This window comes from Planococcus salinus, from assembly GCF_003719725.1.
Taxonomy (GTDB): Bacteria; Bacillota; Bacilli; order Bacillales_A; family Planococcaceae; genus Planococcus; species Planococcus salinus.
In genome coordinates this window covers 1-24,762 of record NZ_RIAX01000023.1, presented here as the reverse complement: position 1 = coordinate 24,762, position 24,762 = coordinate 1, and the positions used below count along the sequence as shown (strand labels likewise).

Here is a 24,762-nt window from a genome sequence, read left to right as displayed (position 1 = left end):
GAACGCATACACTGGCACGCGGGTGCTGATTGCGTCAAAACCGAACAGCACATCCACCAGGAAGATGCCCAGGCCGAGCGCCGACAGGTATGACAATAAAATCGTCCCCATCATGTAGAATGGCATTTTCCATGAACGGGTGAGTACAAATAACAGGGCCAGGATGAGCAGCGTTTCGAGAATGACAATTTTGATGATATCGGAATTGTTTACATCCCGCTCATCCGTCAATTTCGGTGTAATGCCGCCGAAATGGGTTTCCCCATCAATCGAGGCAGCGGCAAGCAATTGGTCGCTGTCAGAACGCAGTGTTTCTACAAAATCGATGGCTTCCGTCGAATATGGGTTCATCGAAAGGGCGATATTGAATTTCACAGCTTCGCCGTCATCTGTTTGTCCTGACAGACGGGCAGATGCGATTTCATCGTAAGCTGTCAGTTCTTCAGCAAGTGCGGCTGCAGATTCTTCATCAATCGGCTGGTCGCCAACTACAAGCAGCGTAGATGGGGCGATTTCCCCTTTGTCGAAATTCTGTTCAACAATTTCGTAGCCCACACGGGAAGGCATATCTTCCGGGAAGGATTTCACCGTATCGAATTCAAATTCAAGGTTGAAGATGTTAAGTGCTGAAACAATCAGGAAAATGGCGACAATTCCGCCGGAAAAGACGGGCTTGTTGACGACGAATTTTGCAACAGGTCCCCAAATGCCGTGTTTTAATTCTTTTACTTCTCCGTATTTCGGCACTTTAGGCCAGAATGCTTTACGGCCGAACAGAGTGAATAATGCCGGGATCAAGGTAACGGATGCAAGCATGATGATGAAAACAGCTGTACCGAAAATCGGCGCGAAGTTGGCGTAATCACGGAAATCCGCGAAAAACAGAATCAGCATTGCAGCGAGTACTGTACCACCTGCAAAGAAGACAGGTTCGCCGGTAGCGCGCATAGCATATTTCATCGCTTCGTATTTGCTTTCGTAATGGTTCAATTCCTCGCGGTAACGAGAGAACACAAACAGGGAATAATCGATTACTGCCGCAAACAGCAGGATGCTCATGATCGATGTCGTCTGGCTCGTCAGTTCAAGACCCGCAGATCCCATGAAGGCAAGCGTCTGGTTCACAACTTGGTAGACGATGATTGTTGCCAAAAGCGGGATGAATGCGAGCAACGGTGAACGATAAATGACAATAAGCAGTACAAGAATAATCAGTACTGTGGCTATCAATAGAACGAAATCCGCTTCTTCAAAGAGTTTTACAGTATCTCCTGCAATACCTGCAGGTCCTGTAACGTAAAATTCAAGGTTGCCTGATTCAGCAGCAATATCAGAACCGATTTCACTGGCACGATCATTAATTGCAGAGAAATCCGCACCGCCAAGGCCGGCTTCAAGCGTCATGGGCACAATCATTGTCGAATTGTCATCAGAATAGAAACCTTCCAGCGCTTGTGGCGGCAACTGGCTGATGTCGACAATCGAATCGATGCCTTCAATGTTTTCGGCATTGATCGCTGTCAGGATTTCCTGGACATTGTCGTTAACAACTTCGCCTTCACTATTATGGAAGACGAGAATGCCGGGGGTGCCCTGGTCATCCGGGAAGTATTCCTTCAGTTTCTCATCCGCGATGATTGACTGTGCATCATCCGGCAACGACTGGAAGTTTGCCACTTTGTAATCATTCAGCCTTGGGCCCATACTGAGGGCGATCATTACGACGAACCACGTGATAATGGTGATCCACATGCCCCGTTTCGTTGATACCCAATCGGTGATCGGGGTTAAAAATTTATGCATTTGTTCCACTCCTCTTTCTCTTTTCAAAATAGTTCACACTTATCGTAGCGTCCGAATATAAATTCAATATCAATTTTTGGTGGCGGAGATTTGAACATGTGAAGAGTCGCATTCTGCTGAGGTGAGTGTTCCTTTTTGGGGAGGGTAGAAAAAATGCGGCTTTTTTGGCTGGATGTGTCGTGGAAAAGCTCATTTCCACGAATAGATGATATGATTAGAAGATAAACTGATCAGGCGGCCGTTCGTTTTGGGCCGCCTTTGAGATTTTGTCAGTCTACAGAACAGGTGATTACATGCGTACAGCAACAACAGATACATACAGAACATCCTTACGAATAACCAAAACCGCTTCAGAAAAGATGAGAGGGTTCGGCATCAGCGAACGCTCATTTTTTATTGCGGATCAGGCTTTTACGGTTTTTATCGAACGCTATCCTTCAGGACCGGATGGCTCTCTTTCCGTTGCGTTGATTTTCGGCCGTGGGGAGACGGACCGCTTGGCGGAGAATGGACTCGATCAGCTGACTGTCCTTCACTGCGTGTTCAAAAATCATCAATTGCTCGTGACAAACGTGACGTTACGGAAAGCATACCAAGCGCTCGGGACGAATTGGCAGCGCAAGGAATCGATCATTTTTACTGATTCGCGTGACCCGGCTCCCGTGGCGTTCATCAATATGATCAATCGGATGACGCCGGCGAAAGAGCGGTCCGACTATGTGAAAAAGCGGATTTCCAGCTGGGAAGGCTATTTGAAAATCCAGGAACAGGGAATGGATATTCCGGACATCAAGACCGCGTATTCAAGCTTGGCGTTCAGCCATGATTTCAGCCGTATTACGTTGACAGGATGCCGATTGAAGGATGAGGAATGGAAAACACTGCGCAATTTAAGCGTCCGGCTCACAGGAATCGATGGTGATGTCGGAACTGTCATCAAAACAAAGAACCGGACAGTCGAAGTCGAATTAAATTCATATATAATCAAACAGCTTCGGGAAAAGGGGCACGCACTTTCGAAAAAGGAAGTCGTCTTCAGCAATTTCGCAGCGCTGAGCCAAATCCGCCGGCTGCGCCAGGGTTTCACCAACCTGGAAAAAGGGCTGGCAGTGAACCCGCAGCTCGACCGCCTGCTGTTTGAAGAAAAACCGGAAGTGGCGCCGCTGAAAGAACTGGAAAAGCTGACGTATCAAAATCGGCTGAATGAGTTTCAGCAGCAGGCTGTGTCAGGTGCAATGGCGGCGGAAGATCTGTACGTGATTCAAGGGCCGCCGGGAACGGGCAAGACGACGGTCATTTCGGAAATCTGTCTCCAAAATGCCAAAAAAGGATTGCGGACGCTTGTCGCTTCACAGTCGAATTTGGCGGTCGATAATGCGCTTGGCCGTTTGTTGGCAAACAAAGATATCCGGATTCTGCGCGTCGGCCGGACCGAGAGCATCGAAGAAGAAGGGAAGAAATTCATCGAAGAAAACGTCGGCCAGTATTGGAAGGACAATACGTTAAAAGAAATATCGGCGCAATACGAAGCACGTACAAAACGCCAGGCAGAACTTACTGAAGAGCTTGAGACGACCGAAAGAATGTACGCAGAGCTGCAGCCGGTTTTTGAAGACTTGAAAAATGCGGTGGCAAATAAAAAAGAGGCACTGGAAAAACAGAAAGAAATTGAACTTGCTTTGAGTAAGGAACGGCACAAATTCCAGGCGTTCACTTTACAGAAAGAACAGGCTTTGCAGGAACAGCGGGACAGTGAACAAAAACTCGAAACACTTGCCTCATCCATCAAAACCGATCAGGCGATTGTCGAAAGCGACAGGAACCTGGACTGGTTCCGTGAAGAACAGAATCGTGTTGAAAAGGTGCTCCAACAACTCGAACACGCCCGTCAGTTGGAGCAGTTGGAAAAACAACTGGCCGATAAGAAACAGGAACTTGCAGCAGTGTCAGATAAACGGAACCAATTGACTGGTTTGATTGATGCAAAAAAGAAGGCGCTTGAAGAACTCGAAGACATCAAAAAAGTTGATGGCTTGATCCGGTTGATGTCCGAACAGAAAATCGAAGAAACAACGGCCATCGCTTATTCGTTCGGCAAATTGGAAATGTTGCGTAATAAGATGCTGGAACGGACGAATCTGGAGAAATCGAACGCCAGCTTAATGGCAGCGATTGCCTATATTGAAAAACTGCTGGCACCAACCGGAGTAGCGTTGGAAACGGTTAGGGAAAAGGCTTTGGCACAAGGTGGCTCGTTCACTTTGGCTGAAGTCGACCAGTTTTTGGACAAGCTGCGTGCATTCCTGAAAAGTTCGCCGAGCATTGAACCAGCCGCACTTGGAAAAGCATTAGCCGGTTTGTACAAGCGGCAAAACGAATTGTGGAGACGAGGCGCGGAGCTGAAAACTCACGATGTTTATATCGAAGGTTCGAAGCGGGCGTTCCAGGAATTGAAAAAAGTGATCAGCGGCGAGCTGGTCAAGCAGCAACAGCATTACGCTGAACTTGACGGCAAATGGCTGGAGGAACTGGAAAAAATGCAGCAGGACCTCAATGTCCTGGAACGGCAAGCCAAGCCATTGCCAATCGATTTTGCTGTTCCGGCTGATATAGAAGACGCCATTCGCATGCGAAATGCCGAACTGGCTGCACTTGAAAGAGACAAAGCTTCTTTTGAACAGGCCGAGGAGCGTTTGGAGAACCGGCAAAAAGAGCGGGTACAGGAAACCGAAGCACTGAGTGCTATTCAAGTACACTTAGGTGAAATCAATACGGTGTTGGCGCAAGTGCAGGAACGGATGGCCGGTTTTGAAAACGAGCGGGAAGCAGTGGAGAAAATCATCGCTTCGGAACCGGAAGCGGAATACGAAAGAACGGCGAAAAAGCTGGCCAGTCTTTCATTTGATATGGAATCGCTCAAGCAGGAGCAGAAGAATTTGCCGCTTATGCAGACCATCCAGAAGAAGTGGCTGGAGTTATTGAAAGATGCCAACGATCATGACCTGGATGAAATCCGTAAATTGTACATCAAGCACGCCAACGTGATCGGAACGACGTGCGTTGCTTCGGCGCGCAAGGATTTTATCGACAACTATCCGGTGTTTGATGTGGTGATCATCGACGAAGTGTCGAAAGCGACACCGCCGGAACTCTTGCTGCCCATGCTGAAAGGCAAGAAAATCATTCTCGTCGGGGACCATCACCAATTGCCGCCGCTGCTCGGCAACGATACGCTGGAAGAGACGCTTGAGGAAATGATAAAGGACAACAGCGGCTTTGAAGAAAAACGTGAACTGGAGAAGCTGCTGGAAGAGTCGCTGTTTGAGCGCTTATATAAAAACTTGCCGGAGACCAATAAAACCATGCTGGCCATTCAATACCGGATGCACGAAAACATCATGGAGACGATTTCTCCGTTCTATCAATTCGATAATGATCAATTGCAATGCGGGCTTTCAGACTCGGACAAAGAACGCGATCACTTTCTCGAGTCAGGTTCAGTGAAACGCAGCAACCATCTCATGTGGTTTGATTTGCCGAACGAACCGGCGTATTTCGAAGAACGGATGAACGGCGGCAAAAGCCTTTATAATCCGGCGGAGCTCCAGGAAATCAGCCGTTTGCTGGTGGAGCTGAATGATGCGGCCGGCGAAGCGAAACGGGCGGGCAGAATTGATGTTGATGAACTGAAAACCGTTGGTGTCATTTCGTTCTACGGTGAACAAGTGAAACGGCTGCAGCGCATGATCGACCAGGAGCTGCGCCTGCCGCATTTGACGATCCGGACAGGCACCGTCGACCGTTTCCAGGGCAGTGAGATGGAAATCATCCTGCTCAGCATGGTGCGCAATAACCAGAACAGGCATGGGGATATCGGCTTTGCCAACGATTACCGCCGCTTGAACGTGGCGTTGTCGCGCGCCAAGCAATTACTCGTGCTGATCGGCAGTTCCGAGATGTTCACGAAACGGGCGAAAAAAGAAGACACAAAACGGATGTATCAGCATGTACTCGAAACGGTTGAAAAGAAAAACGGCTTGAAAGTCCTGCAGAAAGGATGAGCGGATGGATAAATTGAAAGCAAAACTGCGTTCGGAGCTGGCGGGAAATCCGGATGTGTCGGTCCTGGACGAAAAAGTTTGGCAATTGCCGATTGTTTCGTATGACGTGTCGTTCGACCGTGTAAAACGGTTCAGGATGGACATCCTGATGAAAATGCTGCTGCTCGCTTTTCAGGAAACGGATATCCGGCGGGCTGCCACGTTAGCGGAGATGCTGTCGGTGGAAGAGCTGTTTGTCAGTGATTTGATCAGCAAAATGAAGCGCACAGGATTGATCCTGCTCGGAAAAAAAGGCTATGTACTGACGCCGAAAGGCTATGATTACCTGGAAAAGGGCATTTTTGAAGAGTCGCTGGACAGGGAACAGGCGATCATTTCCTATAGCGCCGCGCATGACGATTATCGGATGGCGGAAACCGGCAGTCCGTCACCGGGAGGCGAGTTGCCGGTTTACCGTTACGCGATGGAAAAGCATGCAGATACCGAAGCGATGCTGAACCTTCTCTCAGAAGAGAAAGAAACAGCAGAAGAGAAGTTCCAGATCATCGTCTCAGGAATTGCAGATTGTGAAGAACGAACTGCCGATTACGTGCCATGTCTCGAATTTCAATTGCATGACCACAAGCAGGACATTGTCTATGCCCGCGTCTGGAATACGATGACAGGGAGTTGGGACGAAACGCTCGAGAAGCAGATTGAAGAACAGGAAGTCGTGACGTGGCGTGAAGCGATGAAGAAACGGGAAACTTCTTTCAGTTAATTGTGTAGAAAAAGAAAAGCCCTGTTCGAAACAGGAATATCCTATAAAAAGGCCGCTTTCGTGAATCATTCGATTCCGAAAGCGGCCTTTAAAATTGGATTCAATAAAGAAAGGAGCTCGCATTCAGCTGGCTATGCAGAATTCAGACCCTCAGCGAGCCCCGGAAACCTCTGGATCCGTAATAGGAGTCCGCGCCGTTATGATACACAAAGACATGGCCATAGCGGAAATCGCAGAAAATAGCACCGCCGCGTTCCCGGATATCAGCAGGTGTCTGGATCCAGCTCGACGTTTTCTTATCGAAATCGCCAAGTTTCTGCAATGCCCGGTATTGTTGTTCTGTCAGCAGTTCAATCCCCATATCAGCGGCCATATCGAGCGCATTGTTTTCTGGTTTGTGTTTTTTTCGCGCCTCCAGCGCTTCCAAGTCATAACACACACTTCTGCGGCCTTTGGGGCTTTCCGCAGAGCAGTCAAAGAAAATATATTCTTCTTTTGCTTCATCATATTCCACGACGTCCGGCTCACCGCCCGTCTCTTCCATTGCGTGAAGCGACCACAGCTTTTCAGGATGGGCATCCAGTTTAGTCTGGACTTTCTCCCATTCAAGCTCTTCATGACGGTTCATATTTTTCTCGAAACGAGTTTTCAAGACGCCGAGAAATTCCTCGCGTTGTTCCGTGGATAACTCTTTTGCAGATTGGTTGTTCGTTTTCTCTGTCATACGGGTTCCTCCTTTTTATCGAAGCGTTTCACTGGGCGGGTGCTGAAGATTTCATTACTTGCAGTTTCTTTTTAGTCATTGATACAGGAATTCCATTACAAAGCGTGTTCATTTTACTTAAAAGTGTTTTATTCGTCACGGACTTCCAGACTGACAGGACGGATTGTCCCCCATGGGGCCACGTCAAGAGTCACCTGCAGATCCACTGCGTCTTCCAGGGCAGGGCCGAGGCCTTGTTCCACGTAATACTGTTCAAGCTGCGGCGCGGTGATTCGATCACCGTAAAAAGTACCGTTGATGGCGCCGAAGAACGACTCGTTTTCCAACCGGTCAATGACCGCAAATCCATCGGGCCCTTCCTTCAGTGTGAAATACACGTCGCCGTCTTCAACAGTGGAAGGCGCTTCCAGGTCAGGATACTGCAGCATGACATATTCACCGTAGAACGGGTCAAACGGATCGAACGGTTCCGCCCGCAATGTGTAACGGTCGCCGAACCAGGAAGCGGCATAGAAACTGGTGACCAGGAGGGCAATAAAAACAGTCATGGCAATCGGTAACAGCCAGTTTTTCATGACATTGCACCTTCTTTCTTACGATTGAGCCACCAGGCGATGCCGGACAGGGCGAACAGCAGAAGCGCCCCGATCAGGAAGAACAGCGACATATCCAGACGCTCCCACGCATAAATGACATAAATCACGAATTGGACGGCGATAAAATAAACGAAGCCGAATGCTAAAGGCTTGTCCTGTTTTTGGGCGATGATCAGGTAGGCGAGGGCAGACAGCTCCGCAACGACCGCCAATGCGATGGCAGTGTCATCAAACAACAGAAACCCCGTTGCCCCGAGAATAGCAATCCAGGTGATATCGCGGAATTTAAAGTATGTCAGCAGCAGGACGGCGAGCCCTGCTGCAGCAAGTGCAATCGATTCAGTCCAGTTAAGGTCGACCAGTGATAATTCGGTCTCCCCGCGCACAGCCAGATAGACGACAAGCATGACGGCACCAAAAATCAGATAAAAAGGCGCCAGCAGACGCTGCTTGTCGACAGGGGTAAAAAACAGCAGGAGAACCAGGACAAACAAGGTCCATACCGGCCAAAACGGGCTGTCATATTCAATGAGATCCCACAGCAGCAAGCCCGAGAAAAAAAGCAGCAGCCAGCTGAAAATCATCGGTGCATCGTCTTTGCTGAAATAGAACCAGCTAAGAGCCACTGCAACAAAGATGCCCCATTCGAGCCAACCGGTCTGCGGCAGAAACGACGTGAGTGTCGAGATGCCGAAAATGAAGGCCACCAAAGCGTATGCTGTACGGCGCCAAAGGAAATAATGAGCCAATGCAGCGAGGAAGATGGCCCAGGGCAGAACCGAATTGGACGTGGAAAGGTGGAAAGTCTGCGCTGTAACCAGGATGCTTGCCGCGAACATCGCCAGACCAAGAAGCCGGAACACGAGTGGTTTCCCGAACTGCTTTTTCCCGGAAAAATAAGCAAGGATATAAAAAAACCACATCAGCAACACAACCAACGCCACTTTCAACAAATCCGGAATGGCCTGCCAGTTGGCGGCGATGAAACTGAATACGGCCAGTGCAAAGAAAATCAGTCCGATGAGGAGCAGCAGCGGCATTTTCTTTTTTTGCGGCTGGCGCTTCTCGAACGCCAGGATGCGGTCATAAGCTGCTTGGTCGAGTAAGCCTTCATCGAGCCATTGTGCCAATTTCCGTTCTGTTTCCATACAGATACCTCCCTGATCTTTGACTTAATTATAATGCTTATTTATCAGAATAGACAGAACATAGCAGTATCCCGGAAGTCCAAGTAGAAATTCAGGCTAATCAATCATAGGTTGAAACAGAGGGGAACTGAATCTCCTAAGCAGCTGCCAAAGCTTCTCAAAGAAAACATCGTTTCTGCTACTTTGCTTTCTACAGTCAACTAAACTACGGCTATATAGACGGTGTAATTTTAGACATGGCAACTCAGAAACGTTATGCTGAAGACAGTTTGACTGACAAAGAATAAGACAGGTTAAACGGAAGGATGAGCAGTATGGCATTTCGCGATAAGCTGAACGAGTTGAAAGACAAGTCGATTGAAAAAGGCAAGACGCATTGGGATGAAAACAAAGACGATTACAGAGAAAAAGCATCGAATTATAAAGGCAAAGCCATGGATATGAAAGATACGCTAAAAGAGAGATTCAAGAAATAAGCAAAACCCCTTTCAGACAGTGACTCTTGTCTGAAGGGGGTTTTGTTTTGTTGGCGCAGCCTTCCCAAGTGATATAGGCAATGTATAAGCATTGTCGTACTTTCTTCAGTTCAAACGATCAAGTCGTTCTCCGATTTTATAGCGATGGCATCTTTCAAAAGCTTTTGAAGAAGACCGGCAAATATGGCGATAACACTTGATGCGAAAGTGCCGATTAACCCCAGCATGATGATATGTGTGATATCGCCGTCAATCAGGGCAATGGTGAATACTTCGCCGACAACAATAAAGACGATAATAGTGACAGCACAATATTTAATGGCATTCAAAGCTCTGACAGAAAGCCCTGAAAATGCTTTGTTGCGGTCGATGTAGATCAACAGTTTGAAGGTTTGATACAGGGCAATGAAAAATGGAACGAAAAAGATGTAGGCAGACAACAAAAATGGATATTGCAGATAAGCCGTTTCCGGGTGCAGTTCTGCGTCTCTTGCAGCCATCCCTGGCAGACCAAATATGCACAAAGAAAGCACCGCGATTCCGATCAGCACTAGCACCATTTTTAAAAAGAGAGTCGAAGCCTGTTTGCGTTTCATACAGAACACCTCTTTTTTTATTGTTACACTGAATTTACCATCATTTTTATTGAATATCAATATATAATTATTGAAAATCATGATATTTATAGGGGTGAAAAAGTTTTTCTGTTTGCTCATTAAACAGCTGCTTCAATTCTTGAAACTCACAAGGCAGGAACAACATTTTCTGGGATGGAGTCCTGAGTCGTTGACAAGAGGTTTCTGCAGAAACCAAATTTTCACCTGGCACTTACATTTTAAGATGAAAGAAACTTTGAAAAAAAGAATAATAAATAATTCAGAAAATTATATCTTTTCTCTTGCTTTTTGGTTAATAGTAAGTTATAAATTAGTTGTATATTAATTATACAAAATATATTCACCAAGAAGGAGTGGGTAACATGAAGAAGATGTTTGGTTCCTTGTCAGTGGCCATGGTATTGGTATTGTCGTTGTTTGCAGCAGGGGTGCTGGCGGATAGTCATACAGCAAAACTGAGAGTGGTCCATGCTTCACCGGATGCTCCCGCAGTTGATGTGTACGTCAATGGCGACTTGACGCTTGAAGAAGTTCCGTTTAAAGCGGATTCCGGTTATTTGGATGTGCCGGCAGGGACGCATACTGTAGAAGTGTTTGCAGCAGGAAGTGAATATTCCGAAGGCGAAGCTGTTCTGCAGGCCGACTTGTCTGTAGAAGCAGGGCAGGCCTATACAGTAGCAGCGGCAAATACGCTTGAATCTCTTGAATTTGTAGTAGCAGAAGATTCCATGTCTGTCACGGAAGGAAAAGCAAAAGTTCGTGTTGGCCATTTGTCACCGGATGCGCCGGCTGTTGATGTTGGCATCATCGGCGGAGACGCAGTGTTCAGCGGGGCTGAATTCCCGGCTGTCACAGATTATACCGAGTTGGATGCAGGAACCTATGATTTAGAGATCCGCTTGTCGGATGGCACTCAAGTGTTACCTTTGGAAGGAACAGAATTTGCGGCTGATACGGTCTACAGTGTCTTTGCTGTAAACACAGCGGATTCGCTGGAAGTGCTGGCTCTGGTGGATTATGAAGCGGCGGCCTCACCTGATGGCATGCCGACTACTGGACTTGGAACACCTGAACAAAGCCAGATGAACTGGAGCTTGGCAGCTGGTTCTTTTGTACTGGCAGCAGGCGGTGGATTGTTCTTGAGAAGACGATTTCAACACTAAGTTCCTGGTACTGGTCGGTTTCGTGTCCTTTATGGCAGGTTGCCAGGCGGAAGCGGATGAAGTCAGTTTGCGCACAAAAGAGATTGGGTTTGTGGAGGAGCAGCCACAAAAACCTCAATCGCCAACTATGAACAAAAATGCAGCCGCTGCTGAAAACCCGATCAATGCGTTAAAGCAGGTAAAAGGAATAAAACCCAAAACGATTTCAATCCCTGCAATCGGTGTTGAAGCGGAAGTGCTGCATCTGGGAGTGACAGAAAACGGGGAAATGGATGTTCCTGATACGATTGAAGACGTCAGCTGGTTTGAGCCTGGATATGAACCGGGAGAAAACGGACGGGCCGTGCTTGCAGGCCATGTCGATGGAGCAGAAGGCCCCGCCGTCTTCTGGGACCTGAATGATTTGAAAGCCGGAGATGAGATTATCATCGAAGGAGATGAAGGAACGAGAAGTTTTAAGGTTTATGCCATGGAATCAGTTGGCCTCGACCTGGCAGATGTCGACGCAGTCTTTGGTTATCGCTCGACACCTGAATTGATCCTTATCACATGCTCAGGTGATTTTGACCATAAGCGGGGGACCCGGGAAGAACGGCTGATCGTTTATACGAAGTTGGTGGAGAAGTAATTTGCAACGAAATCAGGAAAGGCGCACTCGAGTGTAAACGAGTGTGCCTTTCTATTGTGTTGTGTCCTTACTTGGCTTTCTGTCGGGCGCCGACTTCGAGACTAAGTTTACCTATCTCATTTTTCACATATCACTTTCGTTTTACTGAAGAGGACAACATGAAATATTGTCATAATTTTCAGACTAAATTATTTCTTTTTCCGAAAAGAAGAGTTATGATGTAGGTAAAAGGAGGCGGGTTGTAAATGGAAGCCACATTCGGACTTGTGCCCATGCTTATCCTTTCCTTGATCGCGGTTGTGCTCATCCTGGCGTATTTCTTCCTGCACCACTGGGCTAAATGAAGAGCATGACAAAAAGCCGCTCCCGCATGCGGCTTTTTATTTGTTTGCCGCACTCAGCCACCGTTTGGAGGCTTGCTGAAAGACAAGGAGACACCGGCGGCAAGGCAGTGGCGAACGGTGCAAAGGCGAAATAAAACTTTCAAGCCTTCATCGGAATATATTATACTAAGTATAGTGGGGATGACAGAAGGAACTTTCTTGCCGGTCATCCAAATATGATCCCGGAATTGCCGGGACAAAGGAGTTAATGGAATTGCCTATACTAAACACCGTTGAATCTGGTCATCTTTGGGGAGTCCTGAGCCCGTTTATCATCCCATTGGGACTGACGTTCGTATTGGCATTGATTCTGTTTTTCATTGCCATCATGATGCCTCCAGGGAAGCCGCAGAAAATATTTTCCATCATCACGCTGATTCTCATTCCTGCGAGCCTGGTCCTGTTTCTTTATATTTCATTATCAAACACCTAAATGGAACTGAGTGAACTGCAGAAGTGTCGCTCATGAAACCGGCGATGGATGGCATGGAAAAGGAGGGAACGGCATGGAAGTTTTTGAACATTATTTAGCAAATATGGACGACGCGGAACACCGAAACCGGACAGAAAAAGTGTTGGCTTGGGTAACAGAAACGTTTCCGACCCTTGTTCCAGCAATAAAGTGGAATCAACCGGTCTTCTCCGATCACGGTACTTACATTATTGGTTTCAGCACGGCAAAAAAACACCTGGCGGTAGCGCCGGAAAATGCAGCGATTGAACATTTTTCGGAAGAAATCGCGCACACTGGCTACGACTGCACCAAAGAGATATTTCGTATCAAGTGGAACAGTCCGGTTGATTTTACATTACTCGAAAAAGTAATTGAGTTTAACAGACAGGATAAGGCGGATTGTTCGTCTTTCTGGAGAAAGTAAACTAGTGGAGCTGTAAAGAGACTGAGGAAGCATTTTATATTGTAACAAACGAAAGATGACATGCCCCAATGCTCGAGAAGGTGATACGTAAACTGCTAGAAAGCAACTCGCGTATCGCCTTTTTCGGCCTTCCGGATTATAAGACCATCTCGCATTTCCGGGATGAAGCGGCATCTTCTTCAGAGGACATATGCAAAAATTTATTTTCACGAATCCGAGAATACAGGTTAGACGAATTAACAGGAGGAGCAGGATGAAATATTTTACAAAAGAATGGTATGACGAAATGCAGGTGTCCGGTTTTCTGGCTTTCCATGAAACCGTCGAAGAGTGGGAAGAAGAGCTGGCTTATTATAAAGAGGAAGGCATCGATTACGAGGAGATCAACCGACGGAATTTGGAAGACATCCGTGCGGATTTGCTGAAGTTCCTGCCTGAACCTTTTTATCCGTATATCCAAGACGGCACGATTAGCACCGGATTTCCCTCACTGGAATTGCGCGAAATGGCGAAGCAGTGGGAGCGGGAGCATGAAGCACGGCTTGAAGCCCTCGGCGACGAGTACAGCCGCCATTACGACTCGATCAAAAACCGTTTGCCGGCAGGCGCCATCCAGCTGATGGAGCAAAGCTTGCATGATGCAACAGTGATTTCGGTTGAAAAGGCGCAGGAAGAGATGCTGATCATCAAACTCGACTGCAGTGGAGGATTTCATTACTTTACAGATATCCAACTGACTTTCACCGGTGTTACAGAAGCAGATATCCCGACAGAGTTCGCCGGTGCATGGTGGTTGTATAATGAGATTTACCTGACGGAGCATGGGTTTGAGCTCCATGTCCTGTTCGACAGTCCGATGGTCGAAGCGAAAATTATCGCGCAGGATGTGACAATCAAAATAATGGACTAGCAACTCAGGCGGGTTGCAGAAGAAGAGGATGGGACATGAAAGGGTTTGCCTTATATGGAGTAGCTGTTTTAGGTGGCCATCTGCTTTACATAGCGTCAGAATACCAATTTGGTGCGGAGTGGATTTTTGGTTTATTGACGGTAGGCTGGTTTGCCTTGTTTTTACAGGGCTGGAAGCGGTATCGACCTGGAGGAAGCGGTCTGATATTGGTCATAGCTTTCCTGCTGCTCGACATCAACTCGATTTTTTTCGTACAGGATTTACTGGCAGCCGTTTGCAGTCTCCTGCTGGGCGTATTGCTCGTCCCGTTTTATCGAAGTTACCGGGATGTGGCGTTGGCATCAGGGGGCTTTGTACTGATGAATTTGCTGTTCCATGCCGAAGTGGAGAGCATCATCACGATGTGGTTATTTTTTATCGCGGCTGGCGTACTGTCACTGGTCGGTTTCCGCCAACGTTTTCTGTGGTTGGCAGGTTGTTTTTCCGTACTTTTTGCAATGGCAGCGCTGCTGCTATTGATGAATTATCTGATCGAAGAAACTTACCTGATCTTTTTGCTGGTTCTTGCAGGGGCTGCCATTGTTGTGGCAGGCGCTTATAAATTTTCCAGGCACTTACCCGATTGACGGGTTATCCATTAACATCAAAAGAGCCGAACTTTCCTGCAGGGGAGAGTTCGGCTTTTTTTCTTTCACTGCTCGAATGCTTTTTTCAATTCACTTGCTCCTTCGGCCACGGCATCACGTGCTTCCGGAACAAAACTGGAGAAATTCGCAAAACCGTGGATCAGGTCATCATAGTTTTTGTGGAAAACCTCAACGCCGTGGGACTGCAGCTTTTCAGCGTAAGCTGTGCCGACGTCCCGCAACGGATCGTATTGAGCCGTCAGGATGGTCGCCGACGGCATGCCTTCCAGTTCATCGGAAAGAATGGGGGACAGGTACGGATGATGCCGGTCCTCCGGGCTGTTCAAATAATGCCTTTGGAACCAGCCCATCATGTCCCGTGTCAGCAAATACCCTTCTGCATTTTCAGTCATGGACGGGTAATCGGCTGCCGGACCTGCTGAAGGGTACAGCAGAAGCTGATGGACGACACGTGGACCGCTGCGTTCTTTGGCAATCAAACAAGCAACTGTTGCCAGGTTTCCACCCGCACTGTCGCCGCCGACCGCAATCCGGTCAGTGTCGATTCCGAGTTCATCTGCCTGAGACACCACCCATTCCAATGCTTCATAGGCGTCTTCCACAGCAGCAGGGAATTTGTGTTCAGGCGCTAAACGGTACTCCACGGAAACCACCATACAGGATGCCAGGTTCGCCAGTTCGCGGCAAATGGCGTCGTGGCTTTCGATACTGCCGACGACCCAGCCACCTCCGTGGTAGAAGACCAGTGCCGGAAAAGGAGTTTGCCCTGCAGGTGTATAGATGCGAATCGGAATATCGCGTCCTGCCAATGGAATCGTTCGATCCTCCACTTTTTCCACGGGTTCTTTCTGTTGCGCCACCAATTGCGAATTTTCTGTGCTGCGCATGGCTTCGGGGGTGAGTTGTTCCATTGGCATAGCGGGCATAGCGTTCATCTGTTCCAAGAAGTATTGAATTTTTGGATTTACCGGCATATTTGCATTCCTCCCGTTTTCTTCTTGAGTGTAACCTTTAAGAAGGTTCGCCGTTTATCCAGAATATTCCTGCTTACCAAACAAAAAAGACTGCCCCGGCCGCCATTTCTGATGACGTTCAGGACAGACTTTTTGTATGTTGAAAATTATATTCAGATTATACCTCTGCAAAGTCAGGGTCAGCGACTTTCACCAATTGCTTGCCGACATTGCTTCCCTCGAACAAACCGAGAAATGCCTGCGGCGTGTTTTCGAAACCTTCCACGATGGTTTCGTCGTATTTCAATTTACCTTCCTGCAGCCACTTCGCCAAATCGACGGCACCCGTTTTGAAATCATGTGCATAATCACCGAGCGTGAAGCCTTTCATCATGGAACTTGTCGTGATGAATTTCCACTGGATGCGCGGACCAATGTCTTCGCCAGGCGTATTATAGGAAGAAATGGTTCCGCATAAGACCACGCGTGCTTTGTTGTTGAGTTCGGCAATGACCGCATCGGAGACCTCTCCGCCAACATTGTCGAAATAGACATCAACACCATCCGGCAACGCTTTTTTCAAATCATCCTGAAAGCTGTCTTTTTTGTAATTGACGGCTGCATCGAAACCGAGCTCGTTGAGCAGATAATCGATCTTTTCGTCTGATCCGGCGATGCCGACAACTTTGGCACCTTTCAATTTGGCGATTTGCCCGACAACAGACCCGACAGCACCCGCAGCACCCGAAACGACGACTGTTTCGCCCGCTTGCGGTTTGCCGATATCAAGGAGCCCAAAATAGGCAGTCAATCCGGTCAAGCCCAAAATGCCGAGACGCGTCGTAATCGGTGCCATTGAAGGGTCCACTTTTTGGACGGTATCGGATTTTGCAATATTATACTCACTCCAGTTGAGAGTGCCTGTTACGATATCCCCTTGTTGATACCGGTCCGATTTGGACTCGACGACTTCGGCAAGAATGCCGCCAGTAATTGCTTCGTTCAGCTTGAAGGGGGAATATACGATTTGACGTCCTTCATTCGTCCACGCATATACGGGTCAACAGACAGATACAATGTCTTCAATAACAATTCATCAGGATTAAGCGAAGAAACTTCCTTTTCAACAAAAGCGAAATCTTCATCCGCTGGTGTTCCTTCCGGTCGGTTGACCAAATGGATTTCTCTGTATGTGTTCGGTGTCATTAAAATTCCTCCTTCAGTTTCTTGTCAAAGAAGAGCGTACCACTGGCAAAGAAGGGAATCAAAAGATTGACCTGCAAGCCAATTATTTTACATCGCCCACGATTTAATTTACAGTAAATCTTGTACAATATAAATGAATTGGAGGAAGATTACATGAAACCTTTATACGAAACGACGATTATCAACACGGGTGGCAGACAAGGGGCCGTTTACTCAGAAGACAATATCTTTAACCTGGATGTGGCTAAGCCTGCAGCACTGGGCGGTGACTCAACGACTGCTACGAACCCTGAACAATTGTTTGCAGCCGGTTACAGTGCCTGCTTCAACAGTGCATTGGAACTTGCGTTGGAACAGGACAAAGTGGAAGTAGAAAAAAGCGAAGTCAAAGCGACCATTTCCCTGCTCGGAGATAAAGAGAATGGCGGCGTGAAACTGGCTGCAAAATTGGAAGTGGCTATTGAAGGACTTGATGACGACAAAAAGCAGGAATATGTTGAAAAAGCACATCAATACTGCCCTTATTCCAAAGCAATAAAAGATTCAATTGATGTGGAGATTGTCGTTTTATAAACTAATGGACGTGATGATGTGGAAAAAAAAGGGTTGAAACTGGAACAGCAACTATGTTTTGAAGTGTACAAAGCTTCCAGCAATTTTACGAAAATGTATTCACGGGTTCTGGGGCCTTTTCAGTTAACTTTCCCTCAATACCTTGTGCTGCTTGTATTGTGGGAAGAAGATCATTTGCTGATGAAGGAAATTGGAGACCGACTGGGTTTTGGAACGGGCACGCTGAATCCGATTATCAATCGCATGATTGCCCAGGGGCGATTGCTGAAAGAGCAGTCGACGGAAGATAAACGTGCATGGGTCATTTCGTTAACTGAAAAAGCGAAAAAAGAACATGAACCGATCAGCCAGGCTGTTTATGAAAAACTTATCAGCTGCAATTTTCTTGACGTCAACGCACTGACCCTGATGAAAAACCTGAAGGATTTGAACGCGTTTTTCGAAGAAATGGATTTGTAAAAAAGTCGAAATACAAAAGGGGAGAATCGGTAATGAGTATTTATGACTTCACTGTCAAAAAGCCGGGCGGAGAAGAGTATCCGTTGAGTGAATATGAAGGAAAAGCGATGCTGATCGTCAATACAGCGACCAAATGTGGCCTCCGCGGCCAGTTTGACAGCCTCGAAAAGCTGTACAAGAAATACGAGGATCAGGGGCTGGTGGTTCTTGGATTTCCGTCAGATCAGTTCGGCCAGGAATTGGACGACGCAGCAGAAGCGGAAGAAGCCTGCCGCATGAGTTACGGCGTCACATTTCCGATGCATGATATAGTCAAAGTCAACGGCAAAGATGCCGATCCTCTGTTCAAGTATCTGACTGAAAACAGTAAAGGCTTTCTGGGCAGCAACATAAAATGGAATTTCACTAAGTTTCTGATCGACAAAAACGGCAAACTTGCTGCCCGTTTTTCCCCGAAAGATAAACCGGAATCGTTTGAGGATGAAATCCAGACGTTTCTGACTGAGTGAGGCTTCCGCAACCAAGAGCCTGATGGGAAAAACGGAATAACAGGAGGTCTTCCCATGACGGGTGTTTTCGCACCTGAATTTTCTGTATACTGGAAAACAAGGGGGGATCGGAATGGGAAAATCCACAAAAGGAACGGTTGAGGGGTACAGGGGTTTACCTGTGTCGTTTCATTTACGGAAAGCCGTGGAAGGTTCAAGAAAGTTGGCCATCCTGCTGCCAGGACTGGGCTACACGGCCGAGGCGCCTGTTCTCCATTACGCCAGAAAAAGCTTTCTTCTTCGTTCTTTTGACGTATTGGAAATCAATTACCGGTACGATAGTGAAGCTTACAGCGGTTTCAGCCAGACAGAAATTGTCGAAGCGGTTCAGTTTGATGCCAAAGCGGTCATTGATGAAGTCTTATCCAGCAACTCCTACGAAGACTATCACCTGATCGGAAAATCACTCGGCACCATCGCTGCAGCTTCGGAGTTGAAGCGGGCGGATTTCAAATTCGCAAAAGCCATATGGCTCACTCCGCTGCTCCATCGGGAAGACGTTTACTTTGCGGTGGCGACTTGCCATCACACCAGCTTGCTGTTTATGGGAGACAAAGATCCTTATTACCATGAAGGGCGCTTCACGCAACTGCAGCATAACCCGAATATCACGTTCCACCTGATTCCGGGCGTGGGCCACAGTCTGGAATACCCGGACCAGCTCAGCGGCTCGATTGAAGTGCTGGGGAATGTGATTAAGGAAATCGATGCATTTTAAACAACAAAAGACACCTGCTCTCTCAAAGGGCAGGTGTCTTTTGGGTTGAAAGAATTCAGTTAATCAGGCTGTTTGTCTGTTTGTCTGTCGACGGAAATTTGCCATTCGATGCCGTACCGGTCGGTCAGGTTTCCGTATAAAGGGCTCCAGAACGTCTCTTGGAGATCCATGGTGACAGTACCGCCTTCTGTCAAAGCCCCAAAAATGGTGCGGGCTTCCTCGATGTTGTCGACTGTTACCGTCAATGACACGTTATTGCCTTTTTGGAATGACATGCCCATTCCAGGTGGGACATCAGAAATCATCAGTGTATCGCCATTTTTCAAGTTTAATTGTGCATTCATCACCAAGTCTTTTGCGTCTTCCGGAAGTCCTTCCATGTCTCCGTGCGCCTCTCCATAAGTTGAAATTCCTGCCACTTCCGCGCCCAGCACTTCCGCATAAAAATGAGTCGCTTCCTTGCCGTCGCCGTCAAAATTCAGATAGGGAAACAATTTGGTGATCATTTTCATCCTTCTTTCTGTAGATAATGGCCCTTAGGTTGATTTCCGGTTACTGATGTGTGTTAAAGAATTCATGCGGCTCCTGTTCTGCAGTCAGTTAAATTATAGCAGAATCCATGTAAAAATACAGAAAATTCTATCTACTTATACATGGAGTTATTTGAAGTAAAAAATCATATAGAAATTTTAATCCATTCAGCATACTGACCTTCGTGAGCGGGTAAGCAGATAATGGAATGGAAATAAAATATGGATTCTGTAATTCATTTACTAGGAGAAATTGAATTTTTGCAGAAAAGAAAGGAGTCGGCTAACGTTATGGAAAACAAAAACCATCGAGTCGTTTATCATTTGGGTGGAGGCGTTGAAGCTGTGGCCATCGTTGAAGCGGAAAGCAAAAAAGAGGCAGCCACCGGCCTGGATAAGAATGAAATTATAGAGTTTATCGGAGAAAATGAAACATATTTCCAGTTTAAGCTGGAAGATGTCAAGATGGTCAGTGTAGAGGAAATAGAAGATACGAACACTGATAAGTGACAAAAAGAACTATAATTCGTTTAAAAAATTACGAAAGAGAATCGTCCTAAAACAGGCAATCCCTCCAAAAACGCGAGGGATTGCCTGTTTTTGCAGGGTTACGCTGCAGCTGCAGAGGGTAATCTCTATATTAAATAACCAGACTGCCTGACAGTCCAAAACAGACAAAAAGGAGAATTGATGATGGAAATTCTAAGACGGTTCAGAGACATTATGACGAGCAATATCCATGCCATGCTTGATAAGGCAGAAGATCCGGAGAAGATGATCGACCAGTATTTGCGCGACCTGGGCAGCGATCTCGGGAAAGTGAAGTCGGAGACAGCTGCCATTATGGCTGCTGAGAAGCGGGAGCGCCGGGAGCTGGCAGAGCTGCAGAAAGAAATTGATGACATGCAGCGCTATGCGAAGAAAGCAGTCGAAGCAGGAAACGATGAAGATGCGCGAAAGTTTCTTCAGCGCAAAGCAGAGCTCACCGAAAGGGAAGCTGACAAAAAGACGGCTGTGGAGCTGGCGGAGAACAATACACAGCAGATGCGTCAAATGCACGATAAACTCGAGGCGGATATCGGGGAGTTGGAATCGCGCCGTGCGGAATTGAAAGGAAAGGCGTCTGTCGCCAGGACGCAAAAGCGCATGAATGATTTCAGTTCTTCGATGGATGGTGCGGGCGAGCGGATTTCTGCATTTGATAAAATGGAACAAAAAATCAACCAGGAACTGGATGAAGCGATGGCGATGTCGGAGTTGAACAAAGGTTCCGACACGGATATCAAAGATCTGGCGAAAAAATACGAAACGGAAAGCAATGTGGATGAGGAACTGGATTCATTGAAATCAGGCATCAATGTCGATGATGAGCTGGCGGAACTGAAATCTCAGATGAACAAAGGCGAATAATGGCGCAGGTGCGGATTGCAATGATGATCAGGGTGAAGGGAGGAAGCCGGATTGGTCATTCAGTATAAATGCCCCAACTGTGGATCAGATATGGCATTTGATGCGGAGTCGGGCAAGCTGTCCTGCCCCAACTGCGGAAGACAGGACAACATCGAAACATTTCCGGAAGAAAATATTGAGCGGAAATTGGATCCTGAGGAAGCGAAAGAATACCATTGTGAAAACTGCGGAGCCGTTATCCTGACAGAGGCGGAAACGACTGCGACGCATTGCAGCTTCTGTGGCGCGCCGGTCGTGCTGGCTGATCGTCTGACGGGCGACCTCGCTCCCGCAAAAGTGATCCCTTTCACCATCAGCAAAGAAGAAGCCGTCGCCGCTTTTCGGGAATGGACAAAGAACGGACGCTTGACGCCGAGAGGATTTATGAGCGGCGACCGGATCAAAAAGATGACGGGGATGTATGTGCCGTTCTGGCTTTACGATATCGACGGAACCGCCGAAGTGGCGGCCATTGGCACACGGGTGCGCAATTACCAGAGAGGCGACACGATTTACACGGAAACGGATTTCTATGACGTGTACCGGGCAATTGATCTCAGTTATCTTAAAGTGCCGGCGGACGCCTCAGAGAAAATGGATGATGAATTGATGGATAAGCTCGAGCCATATGATTACCGGGAGCTGAAAGATTTCAGGATGCCGTACCTCGCGGGTTTTCTAGCCGAGAAGTATGATTATGATGATGAAGCCCTGTTCTCACGTGTGGAATCGAAGATTGTGCCATATATCGATTCGTATATCCATACGACGATTTCCGGGTATTCCACCGTCAGTTATACGAACAAACAGATCCAGGCGAATAAAAAGAACGTCTACTACACGTTATTTCCCGTCTGGATGGTGTACTACGATTTTGAAAACAAAGAACACACTTTTGCGATGAATGGCCAGACCGGAAAAGTGGTCGGAAAACCACCGATCAGTGGAGGGAAAGTTGCCGCCTGGTTCACAGGCATCGCTGCGTCCACTTTTGTGGCATTGAAAGCAGTGGCATATGCAATGGGAGGTGTTCTTTGGTGAGTTCAGCAAAGAGGCAGACCTTTTTTCTGTTTTTCATGCTGTTTTTTATGATGCTTACCGGCGGAGTAGCCGTATCTGCTGCGGACCAGCACATTTACGATCAGGCTGACCTTTTGACGGAAGCAGAGGAAAGTGAACTTGAAGCACTGGCAGCCGAATACAGCCAACAACACGAAAGCGATTTTCTGTTTTTGACCACTCCCAGTACTGACGGAGTTCCGGTTATGACGTACATGGGAGATTTTTTCGATGGATGGGCAGTGGAGAACGGCCAGGAAGACGCGGTGCTGCTGACGATTGACATGGGGAGCCGTGAAGTGTTTCTGGCTGGTTTTGGAACGGCGGAAACGACGCTCGACAATTCCCGTGTCGATATGGTGCTTGACCGGATTATGCCGTATATGCGGATTGGAGACTACGGCGGTGCTTTCCGGGAAACGGTAACGACCGCAAGCCGTTATATGGAATTCCGGCCGGGCGCCAATCCGGAAAGCATCTTCTTTAAAACCTGGTTTCAGCTGGCTGTTTCGTTGGTGCTTGGCGGCGTGATTGTCGGCTCGATGGTGCTGAATGCGGGCGGCAGAGTCACGACAACCTCGCGAACTTATTTTGACGGCAACAATACACGCGTGACAAGTGAGCGCGATCGCTTCCGCAACAAAACCGTGACACGGCGCAGAATCCCCAAGAAGAACAACAGCGGCGGCGGTTTCGGCGGTGGTGGAATGACCGGCGGCGGACGTTCTTTCAGCGGGGGAGGCCGCGGTTTCTAAAGTCCAATTGAACAAAAGGAAGGAATGAGCAACATGGTATTTTTCGGCAATCAATTTGCAGATGTAGTCGAATGGGATGAATTCAGGGAAGACATGATCTTTTGGAAATGGTCCAATAAGGAAGTCAAAAAAGGCAGCAAGCTGATCATCCGCCCCGGACAGGACGCCATTTTCCTGAACAACGGCAAAATCGAAGGGATTTTTGAAGATGAAGGCGAATATGACATCGAATCGGAAATTGTGCCGTTTTTGTCGACGCTGAAAGGGTTTCGTTTCGGCTTTAACAGCGGCATGCGTGTGGAAGTGCTGTTTGTCAATACGAAAGAATTTGTGGTGAGGTGGGGGACGAAAAATCCGATCAATATCCCTGCGCCGCAAATGCCGGGCGGAATGCCGATCCGGGCAAACGGAACGTTCCATTTCAAAGTGAATGACTACATCGCATTAATCGATAAAATAGCCGGTGTCCGTGACAGTTACCTGGTGGGCGAGGTGAAGATCCGTCTCACCGCCATCCTCGATCAGCTGTTGATGAAGTGGATCACCAAAGAAGGCAAGAATATGTTCAACCTGCAGGCGAACGCTCACGAAATCGGCAAAGGGATACAGGATGATCTGAATATGGAAGTTATGGATGATGGGATGAAAATCACCGGCTTCCAGGTGATGAGCTTTAATTATCCGAAGGAAGTCCAGGACATGATCAACAAAAACGCCTCTCTCGGCATGGTGGGGGATGTCTCGAAATACCAGCAGATTTCTGTCGCTGATGCCATGGGCAAATCTTCAGGCTCCAATACCGCTTCTGATATGGCCGGAATGATGATGGGGATGAACATTGCGAAGGAAATGATGGATGACCCAAAAGATGCGAATGAAGAAAACCAGCAGGACGGCGGGACAGCACAAAGTGCACCGGCAAACGGCGGTAACAAAAAAATGCCGAACTTCTGCCCGAATTGCGGCGAAAAAGTCAGTGGCGCAAAATTTTGTCCAAACTGCGGTCAAAAATTGACTGGATGAGAAAGAAAGAACAGGAAACCGCGTCCGGAAGGATTTCCGGTGGCGGTTTTTTTCATGTGTTTTTAACGGATATGGTCGCTTTCAACGGCAGGGCTCATAAGTGTGAATACACTATTTGTCTGATATAACGAATGAGTGAAGAAGGTATAAAAAATTTCTACGGCTGATAAGAACTGTGGCTTGAATTTATGCAAGGTCTTACCCTATAAAGGGAAAGTCCCGGTTTTTGATCCAGTGAAACTGGGCATTGAAAACGCTGATTTCTGGGATGTGGAATATGAAGATCGGGAACTTATTGAACCGGATAAAGACAAAAACGGATCTTCCTAATTCCGGGTATTCTTTCTGGAAGGCGATTCCGGTAACCGAAAAGGTTATTGGAGTCGCTTTTTATTTGCAGGTAAGAGGTGTTTAAGAAGCGAAAGACAGGGAAAGTACATAAAATGAGTTTGATTTTCAGTGGAGTTAAAACGACTTTCAATAGGAGGAAAATATAATGGCCAACAATTCACCAACACATCATGAGGAGATTCAAATTGTTAATGATCTGATCAAAGACATTGACGTGGCGATGATGACGACGATTGTGGACAACAAGCCGGTATCGAGACCCCTGCAAACACAGGAAGCCGACTTTGATGGGACATTGTGGTTCCTGACATTAAAAGACACGGATAAATACGAAGAAATTCTGG

28 protein-coding genes and 1 pseudogene are annotated in these 24,762 nt (G+C 47.4%); 20 read left to right on the top strand and 9 right to left on the bottom strand.

The window, feature by feature from the left end:
* Positions 1–1,803: MMPL family transporter (locus EEX84_RS16195; RefSeq protein WP_123166694.1), on the bottom strand; the 1,803-nt coding region annotated here is incomplete at its 3' end.
* Between the two features lie 293 nt (positions 1,804–2,096).
* Here EEX84_RS16195 and EEX84_RS16190 point away from each other — a divergent pair.
* Together EEX84_RS16190 and EEX84_RS16185 are read left to right on the top strand one after the other, a co-directional pair.
* Positions 2,097–5,864 (top strand): AAA domain-containing protein, encoded by a 3,768-nt coding sequence (locus tag EEX84_RS16190; protein WP_123166693.1) that lies wholly within the window; start codon positions 2,097–2,099, stop codon positions 5,862–5,864.
* Positions 5,865–5,868: 4 nt separating this feature from the next.
* Complete coding sequence (locus EEX84_RS16185) at positions 5,869–6,624, top strand: hypothetical protein (RefSeq protein ID WP_123166692.1); 756 nt, start codon at positions 5,869–5,871, stop codon at positions 6,622–6,624.
* Positions 6,625–6,766: 142 nt separating this feature from the next.
* On the opposite strand, the gene EEX84_RS16180 is transcribed toward EEX84_RS16185, so the two are convergent.
* The 3 genes from EEX84_RS16180 to EEX84_RS16170 all read right to left on the bottom strand — a co-directional run bounded on the left by EEX84_RS16180 (position 6,767) and on the right by EEX84_RS16170 (position 9,092).
* Positions 6,767–7,348, bottom strand: a complete 582-nt coding sequence (locus EEX84_RS16180; RefSeq protein WP_123166691.1) for a DUF4256 domain-containing protein — start codon at positions 7,346–7,348, stop codon at positions 6,767–6,769.
* Positions 7,349–7,476: 128 nt separating this feature from the next.
* Positions 7,477–7,923: a GDYXXLXY domain-containing protein gene (locus EEX84_RS16175; RefSeq protein ID WP_123166690.1), complete on the bottom strand. Its 447-nt coding sequence runs from the start codon at positions 7,921–7,923 to the stop codon at positions 7,477–7,479.
* Entirely contained in the window at positions 7,920–9,092 is a 1,173-nt protein-coding gene (locus EEX84_RS16170; protein WP_123166689.1) for a DUF2157 domain-containing protein, read from the bottom strand. Before EEX84_RS16170 ends, EEX84_RS16175 begins: the two co-directional genes overlap by 4 nt.
* 314 nt (positions 9,093–9,406) lie before the next feature.
* Here EEX84_RS16170 and EEX84_RS16650 point away from each other — a divergent pair, with 314 nt between their 5' ends.
* Positions 9,407–9,568, top strand: a complete 162-nt coding sequence (locus EEX84_RS16650) for a hypothetical protein (RefSeq protein WP_192892996.1) — start codon at positions 9,407–9,409, stop codon at positions 9,566–9,568.
* Positions 9,569–9,678: 110 nt separating this feature from the next.
* Here EEX84_RS16650 and EEX84_RS16165 read toward each other — a convergent pair whose 3' ends face one another.
* Positions 9,679–10,164, bottom strand: a complete 486-nt coding sequence (locus tag EEX84_RS16165) for a DUF2975 domain-containing protein (protein WP_123166688.1) — start codon at positions 10,162–10,164, stop codon at positions 9,679–9,681.
* A gap of 383 nt (positions 10,165–10,547) precedes the next feature.
* Here EEX84_RS16165 and EEX84_RS16160 point away from each other — a divergent pair, with 383 nt between their 5' ends.
* The 6 genes from EEX84_RS16160 to EEX84_RS16135 all read left to right on the top strand — a co-directional run bounded on the left by EEX84_RS16160 (position 10,548) and on the right by EEX84_RS16135 (position 14,773).
* Positions 10,548–11,348 carry a DUF4397 domain-containing protein gene (locus tag EEX84_RS16160; RefSeq protein WP_123166687.1) on the top strand — a complete coding sequence of 267 codons (801 nt, stop codon included), beginning with the start codon at positions 10,548–10,550 and terminating at the stop codon, positions 11,346–11,348.
* A 31-nt stretch (positions 11,349–11,379) separates the two neighbouring features.
* The gene (locus EEX84_RS16155; RefSeq protein ID WP_123166686.1) at positions 11,380–11,976 is read left to right on the top strand and encodes a class F sortase; all 597 of its coding nucleotides are present in this window, start codon (positions 11,380–11,382) and stop codon (positions 11,974–11,976) included.
* Between the two features lie 597 nt (positions 11,977–12,573).
* Positions 12,574–12,792, top strand: coding sequence for a hypothetical protein (locus EEX84_RS16150; protein ID WP_148039032.1), 219 nt, complete (start codon positions 12,574–12,576; stop codon positions 12,790–12,792).
* Positions 12,793–12,865: 73 nt separating this feature from the next.
* Complete coding sequence (locus tag EEX84_RS16145; protein WP_123166684.1) at positions 12,866–13,237, top strand: iron chaperone; 372 nt, start codon at positions 12,866–12,868, stop codon at positions 13,235–13,237.
* 253 nt (positions 13,238–13,490) lie between these two features.
* Positions 13,491–14,147, top strand: coding sequence for a DUF4085 family protein (locus EEX84_RS16140; protein ID WP_123166683.1), 657 nt, complete (start codon positions 13,491–13,493; stop codon positions 14,145–14,147).
* Between the two features lie 35 nt (positions 14,148–14,182).
* The gene (locus EEX84_RS16135; protein ID WP_123166682.1) at positions 14,183–14,773 is read left to right on the top strand and encodes a hypothetical protein; all 591 of its coding nucleotides are present in this window, start codon (positions 14,183–14,185) and stop codon (positions 14,771–14,773) included.
* A 65-nt stretch (positions 14,774–14,838) separates the two neighbouring features.
* Here the strand turns inward: EEX84_RS16135 and EEX84_RS16130 are convergent, their stop codons facing one another.
* The 3 genes and pseudogenes from EEX84_RS16130 to EEX84_RS16795 form a co-directional block, all read right to left on the bottom strand.
* Positions 14,839–15,768, bottom strand: coding sequence for an alpha/beta hydrolase (locus EEX84_RS16130; RefSeq protein ID WP_123166681.1), 930 nt, complete (start codon positions 15,766–15,768; stop codon positions 14,839–14,841).
* 157 nt (positions 15,769–15,925) lie between these two features.
* Positions 15,926–16,603, bottom strand: a complete 678-nt coding sequence (locus tag EEX84_RS16125) for an NADP-dependent oxidoreductase (protein ID WP_420812594.1) — start codon at positions 16,601–16,603, stop codon at positions 15,926–15,928.
* A gap of 69 nt (positions 16,604–16,672) precedes the next feature.
* Positions 16,673–16,953 (bottom strand): annotated as a pseudogene (locus EEX84_RS16795) (NADP-dependent oxidoreductase); the annotation flags it as partial.
* Between the two features lie 153 nt (positions 16,954–17,106).
* Between EEX84_RS16795 and EEX84_RS16120 the strand changes: the two are divergent.
* From EEX84_RS16120 to EEX84_RS16105, 4 genes are all read left to right on the top strand, one after another.
* Complete coding sequence (locus EEX84_RS16120; protein WP_123166680.1) at positions 17,107–17,526, top strand: organic hydroperoxide resistance protein; 420 nt, start codon at positions 17,107–17,109, stop codon at positions 17,524–17,526.
* An 18-nt stretch (positions 17,527–17,544) separates the two neighbouring features.
* Positions 17,545–17,985, top strand: a complete 441-nt coding sequence (locus tag EEX84_RS16115; RefSeq protein ID WP_240034013.1) for a MarR family winged helix-turn-helix transcriptional regulator — start codon at positions 17,545–17,547, stop codon at positions 17,983–17,985.
* A gap of 32 nt (positions 17,986–18,017) precedes the next feature.
* A complete protein-coding gene (locus EEX84_RS16110) occupies positions 18,018–18,494 on the top strand; it encodes a glutathione peroxidase (protein WP_123166679.1) in 477 nt (158 codons plus the stop codon).
* Positions 18,495–18,606: 112 nt separating this feature from the next.
* Positions 18,607–19,251, top strand: coding sequence for an alpha/beta fold hydrolase (locus EEX84_RS16105; RefSeq protein ID WP_148039031.1), 645 nt, complete (start codon positions 18,607–18,609; stop codon positions 19,249–19,251).
* Between the two features lie 59 nt (positions 19,252–19,310).
* Here the strand turns inward: EEX84_RS16105 and EEX84_RS16100 are convergent, their stop codons facing one another.
* Positions 19,311–19,757 (bottom strand): VOC family protein, encoded by a 447-nt coding sequence (locus EEX84_RS16100; RefSeq protein ID WP_123166677.1) that lies wholly within the window; start codon positions 19,755–19,757, stop codon positions 19,311–19,313.
* 315 nt (positions 19,758–20,072) lie between these two features.
* Here EEX84_RS16100 and EEX84_RS16095 point away from each other — a divergent pair, with 315 nt between their 5' ends.
* From EEX84_RS16095 to EEX84_RS16070, 7 genes are all read left to right on the top strand, one after another.
* Positions 20,073–20,291 (top strand): hypothetical protein, encoded by a 219-nt coding sequence (locus EEX84_RS16095; RefSeq protein ID WP_123166676.1) that lies wholly within the window; start codon positions 20,073–20,075, stop codon positions 20,289–20,291.
* A gap of 183 nt (positions 20,292–20,474) precedes the next feature.
* The gene (locus EEX84_RS16090; RefSeq protein ID WP_123166675.1) at positions 20,475–21,191 is read left to right on the top strand and encodes a PspA/IM30 family protein; all 717 of its coding nucleotides are present in this window, start codon (positions 20,475–20,477) and stop codon (positions 21,189–21,191) included.
* 51 nt (positions 21,192–21,242) lie between these two features.
* Complete coding sequence (locus tag EEX84_RS16085; protein ID WP_123166674.1) at positions 21,243–22,271, top strand: TFIIB-type zinc ribbon-containing protein; 1,029 nt, start codon at positions 21,243–21,245, stop codon at positions 22,269–22,271.
* Positions 22,268–23,044, top strand: coding sequence for a TPM domain-containing protein (locus tag EEX84_RS16080; RefSeq protein WP_240034012.1), 777 nt, complete (start codon positions 22,268–22,270; stop codon positions 23,042–23,044). Before EEX84_RS16085 ends, EEX84_RS16080 begins: the two co-directional genes overlap by 4 nt.
* 33 nt (positions 23,045–23,077) lie before the next feature.
* A complete protein-coding gene (locus tag EEX84_RS16075) occupies positions 23,078–24,067 on the top strand; it encodes an SPFH domain-containing protein (protein WP_123166673.1) in 990 nt (329 codons plus the stop codon).
* Positions 24,068–24,247: 180 nt separating this feature from the next.
* Positions 24,248–24,397: a hypothetical protein gene (locus tag EEX84_RS16545; protein ID WP_158599139.1), complete on the top strand. Its 150-nt coding sequence runs from the start codon at positions 24,248–24,250 to the stop codon at positions 24,395–24,397.
* Between the two features lie 166 nt (positions 24,398–24,563).
* Positions 24,564–24,762: pyridoxamine 5'-phosphate oxidase family protein (locus tag EEX84_RS16070; RefSeq protein ID WP_158599138.1), on the top strand; the 199-nt coding region annotated here is incomplete at its 3' end.

What these genes read in the sequence shown, in the direction of transcription:
- EEX84_RS16190 (WP_123166693.1), top strand. Translation starts at nt 2,097, where the DNA reads ATGCGTACAGCAACAACAGATACATACAGAACATCCTTACGAATAACC.
- EEX84_RS16185 (WP_123166692.1), top strand. Translation starts at nt 5,869, where the DNA reads ATGGATAAATTGAAAGCAAAACTGCGTTCGGAGCTGGCGGGAAATCCG.
- EEX84_RS16180 (WP_123166691.1), bottom strand. Translation starts at nt 7,348, where the DNA reads ATGACAGAGAAAACGAACAACCAATCTGCAAAAGAGTTATCCACGGAA.
- EEX84_RS16175 (WP_123166690.1), bottom strand. Translation starts at nt 7,923, where the DNA reads ATGAAAAACTGGCTGTTACCGATTGCCATGACTGTTTTTATTGCCCTC.
- EEX84_RS16170 (WP_123166689.1), bottom strand. Translation starts at nt 9,092, where the DNA reads ATGGAAACAGAACGGAAATTGGCACAATGGCTCGATGAAGGCTTACTC.
- EEX84_RS16650 (WP_192892996.1), top strand. Translation starts at nt 9,407, where the DNA reads ATGGCATTTCGCGATAAGCTGAACGAGTTGAAAGACAAGTCGATTGAA.
- EEX84_RS16165 (WP_123166688.1), bottom strand. Translation starts at nt 10,164, where the DNA reads ATGAAACGCAAACAGGCTTCGACTCTCTTTTTAAAAATGGTGCTAGTG.
- EEX84_RS16160 (WP_123166687.1), top strand. Translation starts at nt 10,548, where the DNA reads ATGAAGAAGATGTTTGGTTCCTTGTCAGTGGCCATGGTATTGGTATTG.
- EEX84_RS16155 (WP_123166686.1), top strand. Translation starts at nt 11,380, where the DNA reads ATGGCAGGTTGCCAGGCGGAAGCGGATGAAGTCAGTTTGCGCACAAAA.
- EEX84_RS16145 (WP_123166684.1), top strand. Translation starts at nt 12,866, where the DNA reads ATGGAAGTTTTTGAACATTATTTAGCAAATATGGACGACGCGGAACAC.
- EEX84_RS16140 (WP_123166683.1), top strand. Translation starts at nt 13,491, where the DNA reads ATGAAATATTTTACAAAAGAATGGTATGACGAAATGCAGGTGTCCGGT.
- EEX84_RS16135 (WP_123166682.1), top strand. Translation starts at nt 14,183, where the DNA reads ATGAAAGGGTTTGCCTTATATGGAGTAGCTGTTTTAGGTGGCCATCTG.
- EEX84_RS16130 (WP_123166681.1), bottom strand. Translation starts at nt 15,768, where the DNA reads ATGCCGGTAAATCCAAAAATTCAATACTTCTTGGAACAGATGAACGCT.
- EEX84_RS16125 (WP_420812594.1), bottom strand. Translation starts at nt 16,603, where the DNA reads ATGGCACCGATTACGACGCGTCTCGGCATTTTGGGCTTGACCGGATTG.
- EEX84_RS16120 (WP_123166680.1), top strand. Translation starts at nt 17,107, where the DNA reads ATGAAACCTTTATACGAAACGACGATTATCAACACGGGTGGCAGACAA.
- EEX84_RS16110 (WP_123166679.1), top strand. Translation starts at nt 18,018, where the DNA reads ATGAGTATTTATGACTTCACTGTCAAAAAGCCGGGCGGAGAAGAGTAT.
- EEX84_RS16105 (WP_148039031.1), top strand. Translation starts at nt 18,607, where the DNA reads ATGGGAAAATCCACAAAAGGAACGGTTGAGGGGTACAGGGGTTTACCT.
- EEX84_RS16100 (WP_123166677.1), bottom strand. Translation starts at nt 19,757, where the DNA reads ATGATCACCAAATTGTTTCCCTATCTGAATTTTGACGGCGACGGCAAG.
- EEX84_RS16095 (WP_123166676.1), top strand. Translation starts at nt 20,073, where the DNA reads ATGGAAAACAAAAACCATCGAGTCGTTTATCATTTGGGTGGAGGCGTT.
- EEX84_RS16090 (WP_123166675.1), top strand. Translation starts at nt 20,475, where the DNA reads ATGGAAATTCTAAGACGGTTCAGAGACATTATGACGAGCAATATCCAT.
- EEX84_RS16075 (WP_123166673.1), top strand. Translation starts at nt 23,078, where the DNA reads ATGGTATTTTTCGGCAATCAATTTGCAGATGTAGTCGAATGGGATGAA.